This is a genomic window from Microbacterium sp. ARD31, from assembly GCF_031844425.1.
In genome coordinates this window covers 32209-51249 of sequence record NZ_JAUZVE010000050.1, presented here as the reverse complement: position 1 = coordinate 51249, position 19041 = coordinate 32209, and the positions used below count along the sequence as shown (strand labels likewise).

16 protein-coding genes and 1 pseudogene are annotated in these 19041 nt (G+C 69.0%); 14 read left to right on the top strand and 3 right to left on the bottom strand.

What is annotated here, in order from left to right; genetic code table 11:
* Nucleotides 1-245 precede the first annotated feature (245 nt).
* The 10 genes from Q9S36_RS43745 (at nucleotide 246) to Q9S36_RS43700 (ending at nucleotide 10460) form a co-directional block, all read left to right on the top strand.
* A complete protein-coding gene (locus Q9S36_RS43745; protein ID WP_251453760.1) occupies nucleotides 246-1277 on the top strand; it encodes a zinc-dependent alcohol dehydrogenase family protein in 1032 nt (343 codons plus the stop codon).
* Nucleotides 1277-1936, top strand: a complete 660-nt coding sequence (locus Q9S36_RS43740; RefSeq protein ID WP_311291018.1) for a DUF2291 domain-containing protein — start codon at nucleotides 1277-1279, stop codon at nucleotides 1934-1936. The genes Q9S36_RS43745 and Q9S36_RS43740 overlap by 1 nt, the downstream gene beginning before the upstream one ends.
* The gene (locus Q9S36_RS43735; protein ID WP_311291017.1) at nucleotides 1933-3459 is read left to right on the top strand and encodes a sugar ABC transporter ATP-binding protein; all 1527 of its coding nucleotides are present in this window, start codon (nucleotides 1933-1935) and stop codon (nucleotides 3457-3459) included. The genes Q9S36_RS43740 and Q9S36_RS43735 overlap by 4 nt, the downstream gene beginning before the upstream one ends.
* Before the next feature lie 21 nt (nucleotides 3460-3480).
* A complete protein-coding gene (locus tag Q9S36_RS43730) occupies nucleotides 3481-4617 on the top strand; it encodes an ABC transporter permease (RefSeq protein WP_311291016.1) in 1137 nt (378 codons plus the stop codon).
* Nucleotides 4618-4672: 55 nt separating this feature from the next.
* Complete coding sequence (locus Q9S36_RS43725; RefSeq protein WP_311291015.1) at nucleotides 4673-5680, top strand: D-ribose ABC transporter substrate-binding protein; 1008 nt, start codon at nucleotides 4673-4675, stop codon at nucleotides 5678-5680.
* Between the two features lie 88 nt (nucleotides 5681-5768).
* Nucleotides 5769-7523 (top strand): dihydroxyacetone kinase family protein, encoded by a 1755-nt coding sequence (locus Q9S36_RS43720; protein ID WP_311291014.1) that lies wholly within the window; start codon nucleotides 5769-5771, stop codon nucleotides 7521-7523.
* Complete coding sequence (locus Q9S36_RS43715; RefSeq protein WP_311291013.1) at nucleotides 7520-7993, top strand: ribose-5-phosphate isomerase; 474 nt, start codon at nucleotides 7520-7522, stop codon at nucleotides 7991-7993. Before Q9S36_RS43720 ends, Q9S36_RS43715 begins: the two co-directional genes overlap by 4 nt.
* Complete coding sequence (locus Q9S36_RS43710; RefSeq protein WP_311291012.1) at nucleotides 7986-8771, top strand: triose-phosphate isomerase family protein; 786 nt, start codon at nucleotides 7986-7988, stop codon at nucleotides 8769-8771. The genes Q9S36_RS43715 and Q9S36_RS43710 overlap by 8 nt, the downstream gene beginning before the upstream one ends.
* A 5-nt stretch (nucleotides 8772-8776) precedes the next feature.
* Complete coding sequence (locus Q9S36_RS43705; RefSeq protein WP_311291010.1) at nucleotides 8777-9610, top strand: DeoR/GlpR family DNA-binding transcription regulator; 834 nt, start codon at nucleotides 8777-8779, stop codon at nucleotides 9608-9610.
* Nucleotides 9585-10460, top strand: a complete 876-nt coding sequence (locus Q9S36_RS43700) for a ribokinase (protein ID WP_311291009.1) — start codon at nucleotides 9585-9587, stop codon at nucleotides 10458-10460. The genes Q9S36_RS43705 and Q9S36_RS43700 overlap by 26 nt, the downstream gene beginning before the upstream one ends.
* Before the next feature lie 3 nt (nucleotides 10461-10463).
* Here Q9S36_RS43700 and Q9S36_RS43695 read toward each other — a convergent pair whose 3' ends face one another.
* Together Q9S36_RS43695 and Q9S36_RS43690 are read right to left on the bottom strand one after the other, a co-directional pair.
* Complete coding sequence (locus Q9S36_RS43695) at nucleotides 10464-11423, bottom strand: cation transporter (protein WP_311291008.1); 960 nt, start codon at nucleotides 11421-11423, stop codon at nucleotides 10464-10466.
* Nucleotides 11420-11878, bottom strand: a complete 459-nt coding sequence (locus Q9S36_RS43690; protein WP_311291007.1) for a hypothetical protein — start codon at nucleotides 11876-11878, stop codon at nucleotides 11420-11422. The genes Q9S36_RS43695 and Q9S36_RS43690 overlap by 4 nt, the downstream gene beginning before the upstream one ends.
* A 145-nt stretch (nucleotides 11879-12023) precedes the next feature.
* Between Q9S36_RS43690 and Q9S36_RS51720 the strand changes: the two are divergent.
* Nucleotides 12024-12458, top strand: a pseudogene (locus tag Q9S36_RS51720) (CinA family protein); the annotation flags it as partial.
* Nucleotides 12459-12527: 69 nt separating this feature from the next.
* Nucleotides 12528-13019: a GNAT family N-acetyltransferase gene (locus Q9S36_RS51715; RefSeq protein ID WP_396653959.1), complete on the top strand. Its 492-nt coding sequence runs from the start codon at nucleotides 12528-12530 to the stop codon at nucleotides 13017-13019.
* A gap of 13 nt (nucleotides 13020-13032) precedes the next feature.
* Here Q9S36_RS51715 and Q9S36_RS43680 read toward each other — a convergent pair whose 3' ends face one another.
* Nucleotides 13033-15204, bottom strand: a complete 2172-nt coding sequence (locus tag Q9S36_RS43680) for an alpha-galactosidase (RefSeq protein WP_311291005.1) — start codon at nucleotides 15202-15204, stop codon at nucleotides 13033-13035.
* 72 nt (nucleotides 15205-15276) lie between these two features.
* Here Q9S36_RS43680 and Q9S36_RS43675 point away from each other — a divergent pair, with 72 nt between their 5' ends.
* Both Q9S36_RS43675 and opgC read left to right on the top strand, forming a co-directional pair.
* Entirely contained in the window at nucleotides 15277-16398 is a 1122-nt protein-coding gene (locus tag Q9S36_RS43675; RefSeq protein ID WP_311291004.1) for an ROK family transcriptional regulator, read from the top strand.
* A 113-nt stretch (nucleotides 16399-16511) separates the two neighbouring features.
* Entirely contained in the window at nucleotides 16512-19001 is a 2490-nt protein-coding gene (opgC, locus tag Q9S36_RS43670; RefSeq protein WP_311291003.1) for an OpgC domain-containing protein, read from the top strand.
* Nucleotides 19002-19041: the final 40 nt, after the last annotated feature.

Below are 19041 nucleotides of genomic sequence, written 5' to 3'. Positions count from 1 at the left end.
CATCGATTTCATCCCAACGCAGATCCGACACCGGGCCGCTCTCCTTCGAGGTCTGGCGGAAGTCCCTCTTGACATCCACCGCTTTGTGATTATGGTTTATCTAACGTGAGTCTTGTTGAAGATCACATAAAGATAACATGAGACCTTCGGGTCGGCGAGGTCTCCCGGCGCAGCGCTGCAGGGATGGCCACGCAAGGATCGTCGCCTTCAACGCCGGAGGCGGCAGACCGAAAACGGGAGCAAAGATGCGCGCAGTGGTTTTCAGTTCGGAGGGGCAGCTGGCCCTCGAAGAGCGATCGACGCCTGAACCGGGTTACAAGGAGATCCTGATCGAGACCGCCGCGGTGGGGATCTGCGGAACAGACACCCACGTTCTCGACGGCGAGTTCGAGGGGACCGTGTTCCCCCTCGTGCCCGGACACGAGGCGACGGGAACCATCGTCGCCTTGGGCGAGGGGGTCAACAACGGCGTCTTCGACTTCAAGGTCGGTGACCACGTCGCGGTCAACCCGAGCACCACCTGCGGCGAGTGCGAATTCTGTCTCAACGGACACCAGAACCTCTGCCGCTTCTGGAACGGCCTGGGCGTCGTCGCCTCGGACGGTGCTGCCCAGCAGTACTTCACCGCCCCTGCGGGCAACGTGTACAAGCTCAAGCCCGACACCGACATCTTCGAGGCCGCTCTCATCGAGCCCCTCGCGTGCGCCATCCGCGGCTGGGATGTGCTGCCCCGTCGTCTGGGCGATCACGTGCTCGTCTACGGTGCCGGAACCATGGGCCTGATGATGGCTCAGCTGGCCAAGCGCGCCGGCGCCGCCACGGTCTCGATCGTGGATCTGAACGAGGCGCGACTGAAGACCGCGGAGGAATGCGGTATCGAGCTGCGGTTCACCTCGGCGGACGACGCCGACCGCGAGAAGTGGGACGTGGTCATCGACTGCACCGGCAACATCCGGGCGATCGAGGATGCGCTCACGCGGGTGAAGCCCGCCGGCTACTTCCAGGACTTCGGTGTCGCGCCGGCTGACAAGACCGCTCAGTTCTCCCCCTTCCGCGTCTACCGCGACGAGATCTCCATCGTCGGGACCATGGCCGTCCTCAACTCCTTCGGCAGAGCCGTCGAGCTGTTCGAGGCGGGTGCGATCAACGCCACGGCGATGATCAGTCACTCCTTCACCCTCGACGACTACTCCGACGCGCTCGAGATGTTCCGCCGAGGCGAGGGCCGCAAGTTGCAGATCCGCCCCAACGACGCTGAATCGCGGGTGCTCCTGTGATGACGACGACGGGCTCCGCGCCGACGCGGAACCGGCTGCAGCCGGCAGTCGTGAAGCGGGCGATCTGGATCGGCGTCGCCGTCATCGCGCTTCTCCTCGTGGTGCTGGGCACCAAGGTCGTCCCCAACGACGATCCTCGCGCGCAGAGCGACGTCGCCTTCGACCCGGCCACCTTCGGCGCCGAGACCTTCCCCGCGGTCCGGGACGGGGTCATCGACCGGGCCGTGGATGCTGCGACTCTCGCCCAGGCGATCGCAGAGGACTCGGAGGCCGCGGCCGAGGAGTATTCGATGCCGAGTTCGGGCGGCCCCGTCTACAGCGTGACCTTCACCGGCGTCGCCGGAGAGGGCCAGTCCGGCATCTATCCGATCTCCGTCGAGGGCCTTCCCGAGGATCTGCTCGTGCGGGTGCAGACCGGACCGGCGATCAACGGCACCGATCTGCGCGATGCGACCGGAGACATCCAGTTCGGGCAGTTCCGCAACCAGATCGAATTCCAGAACGCCGCCGCCGCCCTGAACGAAGAGGTGAAGACGCAGGTGCTCGCCGATGTGGACACCGCGGCGCTGGAGGGGCAGACCGTCCAGGTCACAGGCGCCTTCACTCTGGTGAATCCTGCCGCGTGGCTCGTCACGCCCGTCGAGCTGAGCGTCCAGTGAGCGGCGGCGAGTTCGATGAGGTCGTCCTCGAGGCGCGCAACATCGTCAAGAACTACGGCGGTACGCGCGCGCTCAAAGGGGTGAACTTCGAGATCCGCAAGGGGACCGTGACGACCCTGTTCGGAGAGAACGGCGCGGGCAAGTCGACGCTGATGAAGATCCTCTCGGGCGTGGAGCGTCCGACCTCCGGTCAGATCATCCTCGACGGGGAGCCGGTGGAGTTCGCGTCGACCAACGACGCCCGAGACCGCGGGATCTCGATCATCCATCAGGAGCTGAGTCTCGCGCCGAATCTCTCGGTCCGCGACAACATCTTCATGGGTCGTGAGATCGTCGGACCGTTCGGCGTGGACTACGCCGAGGAGGCGCGGCAGACGCGCGCTCTGCTCGAGGAGATGCAGCTCGCCATCGGTCCCGACACCCTGGTCCACGACCTGCGGGTGGGGCAGCAGCAGATCGTCGAGATCGCACGCGCCCTGTCGGTGAATTCGCGCATCCTCATCATGGACGAGCCGACGTCCGCCCTCGCTGCAGCCGAGGTCGAGGTCCTCTTCGGGATCATCCGCGATCTGCTGGCTCGCGGAGTGGCGATCGTCTACATCTCCCACCACCTCGAAGAGGCGCTCGAAGTAACCGATCACGCGGTCGTCCTACGCGACGGAACCATGACGGCGAAAGCCGAGCGCAAGGACATCGACCTGGAGTGGATCGTCAGGAACATGGTCGGCGACAACTTCGACCTGGGGTCACCGCCGACCGGGTACGACTTCGGGCCGCCCGCACTCGCGGTCACCGGTCTGACGGTGCTCGATCGCGAGAACCCCGAGCGCGCCGTTGTGAACGGCCTGGATCTCGAAGTCCGCGCGGGTGAGATCGTCTGCCTGTACGGGCTCATGGGTGCCGGCCGCACCGAGCTGCTGGAGGCGATCGCAGGACGGGAGCCCATCGCCTCGGGCGACGTGCTGCTCGAAGGCCGGTCGATCCTCAAGGACTCCATCGCCGAGAGGATCGACGCCGGTGTGGGGCTCGTGCCCGAGGACCGCCAGCGGGACGGGCTGGTGCAGACCTTCGATGTCGGCACGAATCTCACCCTCGCCAGCCTGGGGCGCAGCCTCGTTCGCGGCATCATCTCGCGCCGTACCGAGAACGACAGGGCCACGGCGCTCATCGCGGACGTCACCGTGAAGACGCCCGGTCCGGATCTGCCCATCGGCGCCCTGTCGGGTGGCAACCAGCAGAAGGTCGTCATCGGCAAGATCGTCGGCACCCACCCTCGGGTCATGCTTCTCGACGAGCCCAGTCGCGGCATCGACGTCGGGGCGAAGGCGGAGGTCTTCCGGCTGCTGTCCGATCGGGCGCGGCAAGGCTTGGCGATCGTCTACTCCACATCCGAAGTCGGCGAATGCCTGAGCATCGCCCATCGGATCATCGTGCTGCGCCGAGGCCGCATCTCTGCGGAGTTCGGGCCCGACGCCACCAAAGAAATGATCATGGCCGCCTCTGGCGAGGCCGTGGCCGCCTGACCTTCAGAACGGACCTGAACAATGACGACAACGAACGTCATCATCGAGAACAAGAAGAGGTTCTCGGTGGCGAAGCTGCTCCTCGAAGGGCGCGCGTTCCTCGCGCTCGTCCTCATCATCGTGGTCTTCTCGATGCTCTCGCCGAACTACCTCACGGTCGGCAACCTGCTCATCATGGCCTCCCATGTGGCGATCTACGCCATCCTGGGCCTCGGGATGCTGATGGTCATCCTCAACGGCGGCATAGATCTGTCCGTAGGCTCCACACTCGGCTTCTCGGCCATCATCGCCGGGTTCCTCCTCCAGGGCGTGCCGATCAACATCTTCGGCATCACCCTCTTCCCCAGCGTGCCCGTGGTCGTGCTCCTGTCGTGCGGGGTGGGCGCGCTCGTCGGCCTCGTCAACGGCGTGCTCGTTGCGAAGTTCAATGTCGCCCCCTTCGTGGCCACCCTCGGCATGCTCTACGTCGTCCGCGGGCTCGCGCTCCTCATGACCAACGGCCTGACGATCAACGATCTGGCGGGCGACGCCGAGCTGGGCAACACGGGCTTCAACTGGCTCGGATTCAACCGCATCTTCAACATCCCGATCGGCGTGCTGATCATGGGTGTGGTCGCGCTCATCCTCGGGTTCGTCCTGGGGCGCACCCGCTTCGGCCGTTGGCTGTACGCAGCGGGCGGAAACGAGCGGGCGGCTGAACTCTCCGGGGTGCCCGTTCGCAAGGTCAAGATCTCGGTGTATGTGATCTCAGGACTGTGCGCGGCGATCGCCGGGCTCATCCTGGCCTCGACGCTGACCAGCGCCAGCCCGACGGCGGGCAACACGTACGAGCTCACCGCGATCGCCGCGGTGGTCATCGGTGGTGCTGCGCTCAGCGGTGGTCGTGGAAACGTCCGCGGCACTCTGCTCGGGGCATTCGTGATCGGCTTCCTCGCCGACGGACTGGTCATCGTCGGAGTCTCGGCGTACTGGCAGATGGTGTTCATGGGTGCGGTGATCGTCGTCGCGGTGCTGCTGAACACGCTGCAGTACGGACGTCGACGCCGGCCGGCGCCCGCATCCCCCACCACCCCCTCGGTGCCGCCCTCGGCGAGCGCGACGCCGGCCCCCACCTCGTCGGAACAGCAGCGACCGGTCTCCACCGAACGCTCGAACTGACCGTCGATCTCGGCGGCGATCACCGCCGCCGAATCATCAAGAAAGGACAATCCACATGAAGCGCATGAAGGCACTTGCCGCCCTCGCAGCAGCGGGCGCGCTCGTCATCGGACTCGCCGGCTGCGCCGGCGACTCGACCACCGGCGGAGGTGCGACCGACGGCGGTGACGCCGGGGCAGCCGGCGGCGACGCGGGCGGCCTGATCACCATCATCGTCAACGACCCGGCCAACCCCTACTGGAAGACCGAGGGCGACGTCGCCGCGGCCACCGCCGAGGAACTGGGCTACGAGGCGACCGTCGGCGCCCACAAGGGCGACACCAACACCGAGAACACCCTGATCGACACCGCGATCTCGAACCAGTCCGTCGCCATCATCCTGGACCCCGCGAACGCGGACGGCTCGGCGGCGGCGGTCAAGAAGGCGACGGACGCCGGCATCCCGGTGTTCCTCGTCAACGCCGAGATCAACGAGTCGGGCATCGCCAAGGCTCAGCTGGTTTCCAACAACGCGCAGGGCGCGGCGATCGGCGCTCAGGAATGGGTGCGTCTGATGGAAGAGAAGGGCGACTACGTCGAGCTCTTCGGCGCACCTTCGGACAACAACGCCCAGACCCGCTCCAACGGCTACACCACGGTGATCAGCCAGTACCCCGAGCTCGTCCAGAAGGGCATGGAGGTGGCCGACTGGGACCGCACGAAGGGCCACGACAAGATGCAGTCGCTGCTTCAGGCGAACCCCGACATCGACGGCGTCATCTCCGGTAACGACGAGATGGCTCTGGGCGCGATCGCCGCGCTCAAGGAGGCCAACAAGCTGGAGGGCGTGCTCGTCGGAGGCTTCGACGGCTCGCCGGACGCCGTCGAAGCCGTGAAGGCGGGCGAGATGGCATACACCGTCCTGCAGCCGGTCGCCGTCTTCTCGAAGACCGCCGTCGAGATGGCGGACGAGTTCATCCGCACCGGCGAGGCTCCGGAGACCGAGAAGCAGGCATTCGACTGCATCCTCATCACTCCGGAGAACGTCGACAAGATGACGGAGCCGTTCACCTACTCCGGCTGAGTCCGGCCAGATCGACCGTGCGCTCCCGCGCGGTCCGCGGGGGCGGACGCCCGGCGTCCGCCCCCGCACCACCATCGAGAGAGCAGCCATGAGCTACATCGTCAACGACCCCGACGACTTCGCCGCCGAGTCGACTCTCGGCTTCATCGCCGCGCACCGTGGCCTCGTCCGCCGTGTGAACGGCGGAGTCGCCCGCGCTTCCGCCACTCCGGCGGGCGAGGTCGCCGTCGTCATCGGCGGGGGGTCGGGTCACTACCCGGCGTTCGCCGGACTCGTCGGCCCGGGGCTCGCGCACGCGGCCGCGATGGGCAACGTCTTCGCGTCTCCGAGCGCGCAGCAGATCTACTCCGTCGCCCGGTCGGTTGCGACGGAGGCCGGCGTGCTCTTCAGCTACGGCAACTACGCGGGCGACGCCCTGAATTTCGACCAGGCGCAGGAACGTCTCCGCGCCGAGGGCATCCCCACCGCGACGGTGCGGGTCACAGACGACATCTACAGTGCTCCCCTCGCCGACCGCGCGAAGCGCCGCGGCATCGCCGGTGACCTTGCCGTTTTCCGCGCCGCGGCGTGGGCGTCGGCGCAGGGCATGGGACTCGCCGAGGTCGAGGCGCTCGCTGCCCGCGCGAATGAACGCACCCGCTCGGTCGGGGTGGCCTTCTCGGGCTGCACGCTCCCGGGCGCCACCGCGCCCCTCTTCACGGTTCCCGACGGGATGATGGCCGTAGGGATGGGGATCCACGGCGAGCCGGGCATCGATGTCGTCCCACTGCCTTCTGCGGGCGAGATCGCGGATCTTCTCGTCACCCGTCTTCTGGAAGAGCGTCCCCATGATCTCGGCGACGGCGCCTCCGCTCGAGTCGGGGTCATCGTCAACGGCCTGGGATCGGTGAAGTCCGAAGAGCTCTTCCTGCTCTACCACTCCGTCGCAGGGCTGATCACGCAGGCGGGCCTCGAGATCGTGGACCCGGAGGTCGGTGAGTACGCGACGAGTTTCGAGATGGCCGGAGTTTCACTCACTCTGATATGGCTGGATGACGTCCTGGAGCAGGCGTGGTCGTCCCCGGCGTACGCGCCTGCATACCGCAAAGGCGTCGTAGACCTCGCCGACCGAATCGCGGACGAGAACGCCGCCGAGGGCGAGACGGCAGAGGATGACGTGATCCATCCGGCGGCGACAGCCGATGCGCAGCGCGCAGGAAAGGACGTCGCCCGGGCTCTGAGCGCGATCCGGGCGATGATCGATCGCGAAGTAGACGAGCTGGGACGGCTGGACGCCATCGCGGGCGACGGCGACCACGGCATCGGGATGCAGCGCGGAGTGCGGGCTGCAGACGCCGCTGCGCAGGCGGCAGCCGGTTCCGACGCGGGACCGGGCACCGTGCTCGCGCGGGCCGGCGACGCATGGGCGGACAAGGCGGGTGGCACCTCGGGGGCCCTGTGGGGACTGGGTCTTCGCGCCGCGGCGAAGGTGCTCGGTGATGCGGCCGCCCCTGACGGGAGGACCGCCTCCGAGGCGGTCGCCGCGGCGAGGGATGCCGTGCAGACATCCGGCAAAGCGCAGATCGGCGACAAGACGATGGTGGATGCGCTCGTACCGTTCGCCGAGACCCTCGCCGAGCGGATCGCCGGCGGCGACGACCTGGCCACGGCGTGGGAGGCAGCCGCCGCCGAGTCGATGAAAGCGGCGCGAGCGACGGCGGACCTTCTCCCGAGGATGGGCCGTGCCCGGCCCCACATGGAGAAGAGTCTCGGGACACCGGACCCCGGGGCGATGTCCCTCGCTCTGGCGATGGCCGCGGGGGCTTCAGCATGGAACGACGGAACGACGGAGGAGAAACGATGAATCGAACGTGGCGCGTGGTCGTCGGCAGCGATGATGCGGGATTCGAGTACAAGGAGATGCTGAAAGCGGATCTCGAGAGCGATCCCCGGGTCGGCGAGGTCATCGACGTCGGCGTCGACGCTGACGGGCACACCGCGTACCCGTCGATCGCCATCAACGCGGCGGAACTGGTGAAGGACGGCCGCGCCGACCGGGCCCTCCTGGTGTGCGGAACCGGTCTGGGCGTCGCCATCGCGGCGAACAAGGTCCCGGGGATACGTGCGGTGACCGCGCACGACAGCTACAGCGTCGAGCGCAGCGTGCTGAGCAACAACGCGCAGGTCCTGACGATGGGTCAGCGCGTGATAGGACGCGAACTTGCTCGCAGGCTCGCGAAAGAGTGGCTGGGGTACGAGTTCGACGAGTCCTCGGCCTCCGCGGAGAAGGTCGCGGTCATCGACGGGTACGAGCAAACCGGAAGCTGTGGCTGACCCCGGGACGACCGGCCCCGACAAGGCGCGCTCCGTCGTGCTGGGCGTGAGCCTCAAGCTCTACATGGACGTGGCGACGACGCTGTCATGGGCCGAGGACGTGGCCCGGATGGCCGCGCGTCACCCTGCAGTGCAGGACGGCAGGGTGACCCTTTTCGTGCTGCCGTCGTTGCCCGCCCTGACTGGAGTGCAAGCCGCATTCGGGGGCACGCCGGTGAAAGTCGGGGCGCAGGACCTCCACTGGGCCGATCGTGGCGCATTCACCGGCGCCGTGAGCGGTGCAGATCTGAGAGAAGTGGGATGCGCCCTGGTGGAGGTAGGGCATGCCGAGCGCCGGAGCGTCTTCGGGGAAAGTGAAGGCACGTTCCGCCTCAAAATGGCAGCGGCCGTACGCAACGGGCTCACTCCCGTGCTGTGCGTGGGAGAGCGTGTGCGCACCGACGCCGCTGATGCTGCCGTGCAGTGCTGTGCTCAGCTCGCCACCGTGCTGGAAGGCATCGACGACCCCGGCGAGCTCATCGTGGCCTACGAACCGGAATGGGCGATCGGGTCGACCGAGCCTGCATCGGCCGAGCATGTCGCTGTCGTCGCCGCGGCACTGCGTCGACACGTGATCTCGCTCGGGGCAGCGGCATCGTCATCGGTCATCTACGGCGGAAGCGCCCAGCTCGGGACGCTCCGGGCGCTCGCCGGTCAGGTCGATGGGCTCTTCCTCGGTCGTTTCGCTCACGACCCCGATGCGCTTGCGCAGATCATCGACGAGGCGGCGCTACCGTGAACAGGGTGACGCACCCCGCATCATCCGCGACGGACAAGCTCGCCGATGCGCGCCAGAGCCGGCAGGCCGAGCGTCAACGCGCCATCACGGAAGCCGTCATGGCGGAGGGCACGGTGCGGATCGAGGACATGGCGAGTCGTTTCGGCATAAGCGTCATGACCGTGCACCGCGATCTGGATGAACTCGAGGCGCGGGGTCTGCTGCGAAAGAGCCGCGGAGTGGCCTCGGCGCTGTCGACGTCTCTCGTCGAGTCGAGCGACGTCTACCGCGCGAGCCGTCAGCTCGTCGAGAAGGACGCCATCGCGCACGCCGCACTGGAATTCATCGAGCCTGGCCAGGCGATCTTCCTGGACGACTCGACCACCACCCTCCACCTCGTGCCGCTGCTGGCAGCGAAGACGCCGTTGACGATCATCACGAACACCCTGACGATCATGAATCAGCTGCAGGGGGTGCGAGGGATCACCCTTCTCGGAGTGGGCGGCCAGTACTACAACTGGTGCAGTGCGTTCATGGGCCGGATCACGACCACCACCATCGCAGGCATGCGGGCCGATCTCGCCATCATGTCGACGCCTGCGATCACCGACGGCCAGGTCTTCCATCAGACACTGGAGACGGTGGACGTGAAGCACGCCATGTTCGATTCAGCCAGCAGGCGTCTCCTGCTGGCGGATCACACGAAGTTCGAGCGGCGGGCGCTGCATGCGCTGTTGCCGCTGTCCGACTTCGACGCCGTCATCGTCGACACCGGTATCGACCGGGATACGCTGCGGGCGATGCGCGATAGTTCGGTCAACGTTGTGGTCGCCCGTGGACAGCACGTCGGGCGGGGGTGACGCGATGACGCCGGCGGAAGCCGCGGTACTGACGGTGCTGGGTGCGGTGAACCTCGATCTGACAGCGCGTGTAACTGCGCTGCCGGCGGCCGGGGAGACGGTCGGCGGCGGTTCTCTCAGCCGTGAACCGGGGGGCAAAGGTGCCAATCAGGCTGTCGCCGCCGCCCGGCTCGGTGCACGCGTGAGGCTGGTAGGCGCGGTCGGCGCAGACGGCGAAGGTGCGTCCATGGTCTCCAACCTCGATGCGGCGGGCGTCGACACGAGCGCCTTGCAACGTGTAGACGAGCCCACGGGGACGGCCCTCATCGTCGTCGACGATGAGGGCGAGAACTCGATCGTCGTGTGTCCCGGAGCGAATGGGCGGATCGACCCGCGCCGTCTGCAGGAGGAGCGCCCCGACGCTCTCCTCGCGCAGCTGGAGGTCGATCTGCGACTGGTCGCCGATCTCGCGCAGCGCACGTCCGGCCTCGTCGCACTCAACCTGTCACCTGTCATGCCGTTGGACGACGGACTTCGGCAGCGCGTCGACCTGTTCATCGTGAATGAGGGGGAGTATGCGAAGGTGCCGTACCTCGCCACTGCGCCGCTGGTCGCCGTCACCCTTGGGGGCGACGGAGCACTCCTCCGACGCGATGGCGTCGTCATAGCCAGGGCGCGTGCGGACGCTTCGACGGTTGTGAACACGGTCGGCGCCGGTGACGCATTCGCCGCCGCTCTCACGGTCGCCATGCTGCGAGGCATCGACGATGCGGCAGCTCTGCAGCTCGCGTGCAACGTCGGCGCAGCGGCCGTTGCGGACGAGCGCTCCCAGCCGTTGCTCCAGCCGCTCGAGGCGTATCTCGGGATCTGAGGCTCAGCGCTCCGCCTCATCGGGCAGTTCGGAGCGGGTGATGACGACGACGTCCTGCACTTTCCAGTCCAGGCGGGTGATCGCTTCTCGCAGTCGTTCCACCCGACCCAATCGCACCCACGAACGTCGCGGGACGACGAACACCTCGACGTGGAACACCTGGCCCATGTCGCGCATCCGCACCGCGCACGCGCGCACCCAGCGCTCGGCTTCGACGCGGTCGCGAATCCGATAGAGCAGCGGGTGCGTCCGTGCGTCGTCCTCGGTGCGGGCGCGCTGGTCGATCAGATCGAGCACGGCGGCGCGGGCGTTGCGCCACCCGTCCCACACGATGCCCGCCGAGATGAAGAGCGCTGCGGTGCCGTCGAGCCACCACCAGCCGATGCCGATCCCGAGGACGCCGACGATGGACGCGACGGAGGTGGTCCAATCGGCCTTCGCCATGTCGGCGTCGGCGTAGAGCACCTTGTTGTGCAGGACCGGGGCGAGCTTCGCCTTCGCTCGGCCGTAGATGAAGGGCCCGATGACGATGACGCTCATGACGGCGACCATCAGCCAGCCGAGCCAGATCGTCTGGCCGAGCAGCCGCACGGTGCCGATCGCGGGATGCTCCGCGCGCACGAGGCCGAGGATCGACTCGACGGCGAGGCTGCCGCCGATCGCGAGCAGGGTGACGCCCGCGACGAGGTGGCCGACCCCCATGACGCGGTGCAGTCCGAAGGGGAACGCGCGCGAGGGCGGATGCCGGATGAACAGCAGCGCGACGAGGAACGAGATCTGGGGGACCAGGGAGAGCATGTCTTCGATCCACGCCGTGCGCATGGCCTGCGATCCGCCCACGACGAGGGCGATCAGTCCGATCGTCACGACCGTGTAGCCGATCGTGAACCACTCCCACCGGATCGCCTTGTGCAGCGCTTCCTGCTGCTCACGGGGGAGGTCGGTGCGCCCCATCGACTTCATGAGCCGTACTCCTCGTCGAGGTAGGACTCGAGGGCGCTCTGCAACGCGTTCTCGCCCATGGGGAGGAGAACGACGACGGCCGCCCCGTCCGCGCCGGGGAAGTCGGGATAGCCGCGAGTGACCGACACCTCGGTCGCCCACGGCGTCTGGTCGGTCATGCCGCCGATGGCCAGGTCCAGCTGCCCGCCGACCAGGTCGTCGACGAGATCCTCCTCGCCGTCCACCGACCACTGCACCCGCGCGTCGATGGATGATGCGAACCCCTCGATCGCGTTCGCGAGCGGACCGGTGACCTCCTCTCCGGCGACGGATACCAGACCCCCAGCGGGCGACGCACCGACGCGCAGGACATCGCCGCGCGCGGCCTCGAGCGTGCCGTCGGGGTCGGTCGGGATCGTCAGTGAGCACCCCGACGCGGTCGCCGCGACCAGCAACGCCGCGGCGACGCATCCCACAGCTCTCCTCGAGGCCATCACGCCCACACTGTCACCCTCGCCTTCTGCGGGCGCGACTCCCTTGACGGTCCGATGGGCTCCTGCTAGCCCAGGAGGACGTGATCGGGCGGTCTACGCTGACGGGACGACGAGCGGAGGGGAGTCGATGGAGAACCTGATCGGACGACTGGCAGAGGCGGCGCAGAGCGCGCGGGCGAGGGTCGCCGTCGCCGAGTCGCTCACGTGCGGAATGCTTGCGAGCACCATCGGCATGGGCGAGTCCGCCCAGGACTGGTTCGCCGGGGGAGTGGTCGCGTATCAGACCCGCACCAAGAACGACGTGCTCGGCGTGGCCGAGGGGATCGATGTCGTGTCGGGGGAGTGCGCCGAGCAGCTCGCCGGGGGCGTCCGCTCGCTCCTGGGGGCCGACATCGCGGTCTCGACGACCGGCGTCGGCGGTCCGGACGCCGAGGGCGAGCACGAACCGGGCACCGTCTACCTCGGGTGGGCCGACGCGGGAGGCACCGCTCACCGGCTCTGCCGCTTCGAGGGCGGCCCCGAGGAGGTACTCGAGCAGACGGTCGAGGCGGCCATGGCGCTGCTGGCCGAGCTCGTCGAGGGGGCGGCATCCGATTCTCGTGCCCAGGCGGACGGCGCACCGGAGCAGGAGGTGGATGCCGGGGTCTCCGGTGTCCGGATCCGCCCGATCGAGGAGGACGACGCCGGAGAGGTGCTGACCCTTCAGCGGGCCGCGTTCGTGCAGGAGGCGCTCATCTACGACTCGGTGCAGATGCCGCCGCTGACGCAGACGCTCGAGCAGGTGCGCGCAGAGCTGGAGGCCAACCTCGGCTGCGTCGCGGTGACCGGCGGCCGGATCGTCGGAGCCGCCCGCGCCCGGCGGGACGGCGACCTGCTGCTGATCGGCCGCATCTCGATCGCGCCGGACCAGCAGGGCGCCGGTCTCGGAAGCGCGCTGCTGGACGCGGTGGAGGCGCGCGGCCGGTCGGCGGGATGCCGCGAGGCGGAGCTGTTCACCGGATCGCTGAGCGAGGCGAACCTCCGGCTATACGAACGGTGCGGGTATCGGGAGCGTGAGCGCGTCGACGGGGACGACGGCGTCCAGCAGGTGTTCCTGCGCAAGACGCTCGCCGCCCCCTCCTGAGCGTGCGCCCCGCTCAGTCCGTCGCGATCAGTTCGACGACGACGGCGGTCTGGGGGTGGAGCACGGGCGGGCGCACGCCGATCGCGGCGAGCTGGCGTCCCGAGAGCACGGTGTCGTGCTCGGCCCATGTGAGGTTCGACTGACCCGCGCCGTGCGGCGGGGTGAGGTCGAGCACGCGGAGCCGATAGCTGCGGGAGGGGTCGAGCCCCGGCATCCGCACCCGGCCCGCCGGGTAGGCGATCGAGGTCTGCGTCTGCACGATCGTGAAGACGGCGGACGCGGAGTCGGCGGCGACCATGCCGCGCACGTCGATGCCGGGCTCGGTGCCGTCGACGTCGATCGTGCGGCCCTGCGCGACGAGCGGGCGCAGGCGCTTGGCGAGGGCCACCCACTCGGCGATGCGCGCGCGGGTGGATTCGTCCGTCTTGGTGAGGTCCCACTCGATCCCGAAGTGGCCGAAGAGGGCGACGCTCGCGCTCAGCGCGAGGTCGACCGTGCGGCCCGACGAGTGCACGACCGGGCTGGTGAGGTGCATGCCCATCAGCTCGGGCGCGACCACGAGCGCGGTGTGCCGCTGGTTGGACAGGCGCTCGAGCGGGTCGAGGCTGTCGCTGGTCCAGATGCGGTCGGTGCGGTCGAGGATGCCGAGATCGACACGCGCACCGCCCGAGGCGCAGCTCTCGATCTCGAGCCCGGGGTGCGCTGCGCGCAGCTCGTCGAGCAGTCGGTAGACCGCGAGGGTGTGCGCGTGGACCCGGGCTTCGCCTTCGGGCCCCGTGCCGGCGTCGACGAGATCGCGGTTGTGGTCCCACTTGAGGTAGGCGATGTCGTATTCGTCCAGCAGGGCGTGCAGTCGCCCGGCGATGTACGCGTAGGCCTCGGGGTGCGCGAGGTCGAGGACCTGCTGCTGACGTGCCGACGGGGGCAGTTCCGGGCGTCCGCGCAGGATCCAATCCGGATGCGCGCGGGCGAGGTCGCTGTCGGGGTTCACCATCTCGGGCTCGACCCACAGGCCGAACTCCATGCCTAGAGAGCGGACGTGGTTCACGATGGGGTGCAGCCCCTGCGGCCACACGTCCTCATCGACGGTCCAGTCGCCGAGGCCGGCCGTGTCGTCGCGGCGGCCGTGGAACCAGCCGTCGTCGAGCACGAAGCGTTCGGCGCCGACCTCGGCGCCGGCGTCGGCGAGCGCGGTGAGCCGGGCGAGGTCGTGGTCGAAGTACACCGCCTCCCAGGTGTTGAGCGTGACGGGTCGCGGGCGCCGGGGGTGCTGCGGGCGCGCGCGCCATTCGTCGTGGAAGCGGTGCGAGAGCTCGCTGAGGCCGTCGCCCCACGAGCCGATCACCCAGGGCGAGGCGACCTGTTCGCCGGAGGCGAGGATCAGCTCTCCGGGTCCGTAGAGCTCACCACCCGCGAGGAAGGCCTCGCCGGTGACGCTGCGTTCTGCCAGGGTGCGATGGTTGCCGCTCCATGCGACGTGGATGCCGTGGACACGGCCGGTCTCGAATCCGAAGCCGGGGCGGCCCGCGGCCAGCAGCAGCGTCGCGTCTGCGCCCGGTCGGCCGCGACGGCTTTCGCGCAGGTGCGTGCCGAAGGTGAAGTCGCGCCGCTGGGGCGACCGCTCGCGCAGGTGGCGGCCGGTGGTGTCGAGGATCTCGGTGGCATCCCACGGCACCGGAAAGGCCAGCTGCAGCGCCTGCACGGTGTACGGGGTGTCGCCGGTGTTGCGCAGCAGAACGCGCTGGTGGAACAGACCGCTCGGTCCGACGCGCAGCTCGATCTGGGCCGCGAGACGCGCCTCGGCGTCGACGAGGGCGAGGGTGGCCCGGTGGCCGTCGGACTGCACGCCGGCGAGGGCCAGCCTCGCGCTGAAGCCGGCGCCGGCGCGGTGGCCCTCGAGCGCTGGGGTGCCGAGCCAGCTGCCGGCGGGGGTGGCGAGAACGGTGAGGCGTGCGGTGGCGTCGAGGCCGCCGGACACCCGCTGAGGCTGCGCCGCGCGGGCCAGGCCCTCGAGCGTCCGCGGCGTCGCCTCGTCGAGCTCCTCGCCCCAGTGGACGATGGCGGGGGTCGGCGAGGCGTCCAGGTCGACGACCACACTCGTTCCGCCGCGGCGGAGGTGGAGGATGCGGGGTGTGGCGTCTTCGCGGGAGGTCTCGATGTTGAGATCGGGAGAGGGGGACGGCATGAGTTAGTTCTACCATGGAAGCAATAGCGAGTGTCAGGATGAAGACGATGCACCCCACGGCCGGAGGACAGTGTGCTCACCGCGAGTGAGGCGGCCCTCGCGCGCGCCGTGCTGATCCACGGGCCTGTGTCTCGCAGCGCGCTCACCTCCCGCCTGAACCTGTCGCCCGCCAGCCTCACGCGACTGGCGAAGCCGTTCCTCGACCACGGTCTGTTCGTCGAGCGTGATGAGGATGCGGACGGCAGGGTCGGTCGGCCGGCGCGTCCCCTGGACATGGCGCCGGGTCTCGGATCGTTCGTCGGCATCAAGCTGACCGGTGACGTGCTCTACGCGGTGGCCACCGATATACGCGCAACCGCGTTCGCCACGTACGATCAGCCGCTGGCCGGGCAGGATCCCGCGTCCGTCTTGGCGCAGATCATCAGCGTGGTCGGCCGGTTCGCTCTCGACGACCTTCGCGGCGTCGGTGTATCGGTGGGTGGATCGGTGCGTGACGACCTCGTGGAGTTCGCTCCGTTCCTCGGCTGGGCCGGCGTCGATCTCGCGGGCCCTCTCAGCGAGTCCCTCGGTGTGCCGGTGACCCTCGACAACGACCTGCTGGCCCTCGCCGAGGCCGAGCACTGGTTCGGCGCGGGCCGTGGTCTGCCCGGATTCTCGGTCATCACGATCGGCGCGGGGGTCGGCCACGCCCTCGTGATCCACGATGATGTGGTCCGCTCGCGCGAGGCGGGTGTCGGGCTCGCGGGCCACCTGCCCCTCGCGCACGGCGGACCCCGCTGTGCAGAAGGGCACCGCGGGTGCTCGCAGGCCCTGCTCACCTCGGGGTCGATCGCCGCTCAGGTGGCGGCGGAACTCGGACGCCCGGTGGACTACGACGGCGTCCTCGCGCTCGCCGTCGACGGCGACCCCGTCGCGCGCGCGGTGGTGGATGCCGCCGCAGACGCCCTCGGCCGATTCATCGCGCTCGCCGCCAATCTCACGCAGCAGCCGGCGATCGTTCTGGCAGGTGACGGCATGCAGCTGTTCGCGATCGCCGAGGAGCGGGTGAGGGCGGCGATCGCCGGCGACCGCGACCCGCGGGCCGATCCCGTCGAGCTGTTCGTGGACGACAGCGGCTTCACCGGCTGGGCGCGAGGCGCGGCGGCGGTGGCGATCCAAGCCGCGTTGCGTCGCATCGATCTCAGCGCGTCGTGACCGGCGATGTTGCGTTCTCGGCCCCCGGCCTCAGTAGGATCGGCGGGAAAGTGACCGTGACGACGTCGTCCTGAGCGCGGTGTGAAGAAGCAGCACATCGAGAAGGGGGTGACGTGTCGCGCGTTCCTCAGACTCCCTTCTCGCGGGCCCACTCGGTGCGAACCTCGGTGCGCCGCGCATGGTCGCGCATCGCCCGGGGAGTGTCGGCCGGGCTCGTCCTCGGGGCGCTGGTCGTCGCCTCGCCGGCATCGGCCGCGCTGCTCGAGCCGGATGAAGCCCCACTGGCCCCGGAGTCCGGCGCCTACTTCGGCGTGACGCTCGACTGGGGCACCGACAGCGCCGCGGCGCAGGCGGAGCGACTCGGCGCGGCTCCGGCGGTCTTCGAGCACGTCACGCCGCTTCCCGTCACCGACGCCGAGGCCGAGTACCTCGAGCAGTTCCTCCGCCAGGCGGCGGCGCAGGGCGCCCTGCCGGTCGTGAGCCTGCACCCGGACACCGGGCTCGCCGACTTCGATGACGCCGACGCACGCGAGGCCGTCGCCCACCTCATCGACGCGCGCGACGAGCAGACCTCGCCGGTGTACGTGCGGTTCGCGCCCGACATGAACGCTCCGTGGGTGCCGTGGGGGCAGGACCCCGAGGCCTATGTGGGTGCCTTCCGGGTCTTCGCGGAGGCCCTCCGCGAGGGGCTTCCCGACGCGGCCCTGGTGTGGTCGCCCTTCGACGGCGCGGGGTATCCCTTCGCCGGAGCTCCGGCGTCGAGCGACCCCGCGGTCGACACCGACGGCGACGGCGAACTGACATCCGGGGACGACCCGTACGGCCCGTACGACCCCGGGGCGGAATACGTCGACTGGGTCGGCCTGACCGCCTACCACGACCCGAGCGGGGGAGGCTCGCCGGTCAACCGGCTCCCCGGCGACGGTGACCTCGCCGCGAAGATCGACGGCGAGGGTGCACTCGCCTTCTACACGCGTTTCGCCGCGGCATCCGAGAAGCCGATGATGCTCGACACGGGCGCGATGTACGCCCCGGGTGCGGGCGGCAGCGCCGAGCTCCCTATCAAGCAGAGCTGGTGGCGGCAGGTCATGGATGTGGTGGGCCCGGACGCGTACCCGCTCATCGACGTCGCGATGTGGCGGGATGCGACCACGCGGCGCGCGGTGGTCGGCGAGGTCGTCATCGACTGGAGCCTCACCGAATCGCCCGCGATGGCGACGGCATTCCGGCGCGACGCCGACGAATCCGATCTGGTGTTCGGTCCCGTCTACGAACCGTCTGCGCTCGCGCCCGGCGGGGTCGGGCTCACGATCGAAGGCGCGTGGGTCTGGGCCGTCGCGATCGGCGTCCTCGTGCTGACGATCGCGCTCACGCTGTGGCTTCTCCTGCGTCGCAGGCCCGGACCGCTCGCCTACGAGGGGCCCGGCAGCCGCGATCTGCGCATCGACCTCCTGCGCGGCGTCGCCATCGTCTTCGTCATCGTCAACCACCTCGCGCTCACCTCGCTCCTGCAGAACGCGACGCAGGAGGCGATCGGCATCGTGTCGGGCGCCGAGCTCTTCGTACTCCTGTCGGGCGTGGTCCTGGGCATGGTCTACCGGCCGAAGGTTCTGGCCGGCGGCATCGGCGAGGTGACCGTGCGCACCGGGCGCCGCGCGTGGAAGCTGTATGTGACGGCACTGGCCGTCTCGCTCATCGTGGGCGCTCTCAGCCTGCTCCCCTTCCTCGACACCCGCGCGGCGACCACGTTCGTCGACGAGGGCACGGGCGCCGCCGGGAGCGCCGGTGCCGGACGCGTCTACGACCTGTACGCGGGGTTCGACCGTCTGACGACGTACCCCGTCGACCCCTCGGTGATCGTCGACCTGGCGCTGCTGCAGATCGGACCCTGGCAGGTCAACGTCCTCGGGCTGTACGTGATCCTGCTGGCGGTATCGCCGCTCATCCTGTGGGGTCTCGGACGCGGCCGCTGGCTGATCGTCTTGGCCGTCAGCTGGACGTTGTACATCGCTCAGGCGTTCCTGGCGCTGCGGATCCTGCCCTCGCAGTTCGAGGATTCGTTCCCGCTCCTCACCTGGCAGGTGCTCTTCGTCACAGGGATGGTCGCGGGGTTCTACCGCCGAGAGATCATCGCGTGGTTCCTCACCCCGCCTGGGCGTGTGGTGCTGGCGCTGTGCATCGTCGGTTCGGTCAGCCTGATGCTCCTGTCGTGGAGCAACCCCTACCTCTCGAGCCCGTGGGACGTGAGACTGGGCCTCGTGCCGGCCAACGAGTTCACCCAGCTGTACGCCACCTGGTTCGAGCGCACGACACTCGACATCGGTCGGCTGCTCAACGTGCTCCTCTTCACCGTCACGGCGTACGCCGTGCTCAGCGTGTGCTGGAAGCCGTTCGAGCGCGCGCTCGGGTGGTTCCTCATCCCCCTCGGGCAGGCCACCCTCTACGTCTTCATCATGCAGATGCTGTTCGTCCTGATCGTCGCCAACGTGCCGGTCCTCCGCGAAGGGAACGTGCTCATCAACACCCTGGCCTACGTCGCCGTGCTCGGCGCGCTGTGGGCGATGGTCAAGACGCGCTTCCTGTTCGGGATCGTGCCGCGATGACCTCCGCCCCGCCCACCACGCGCCGCGACACGCGAAGCAC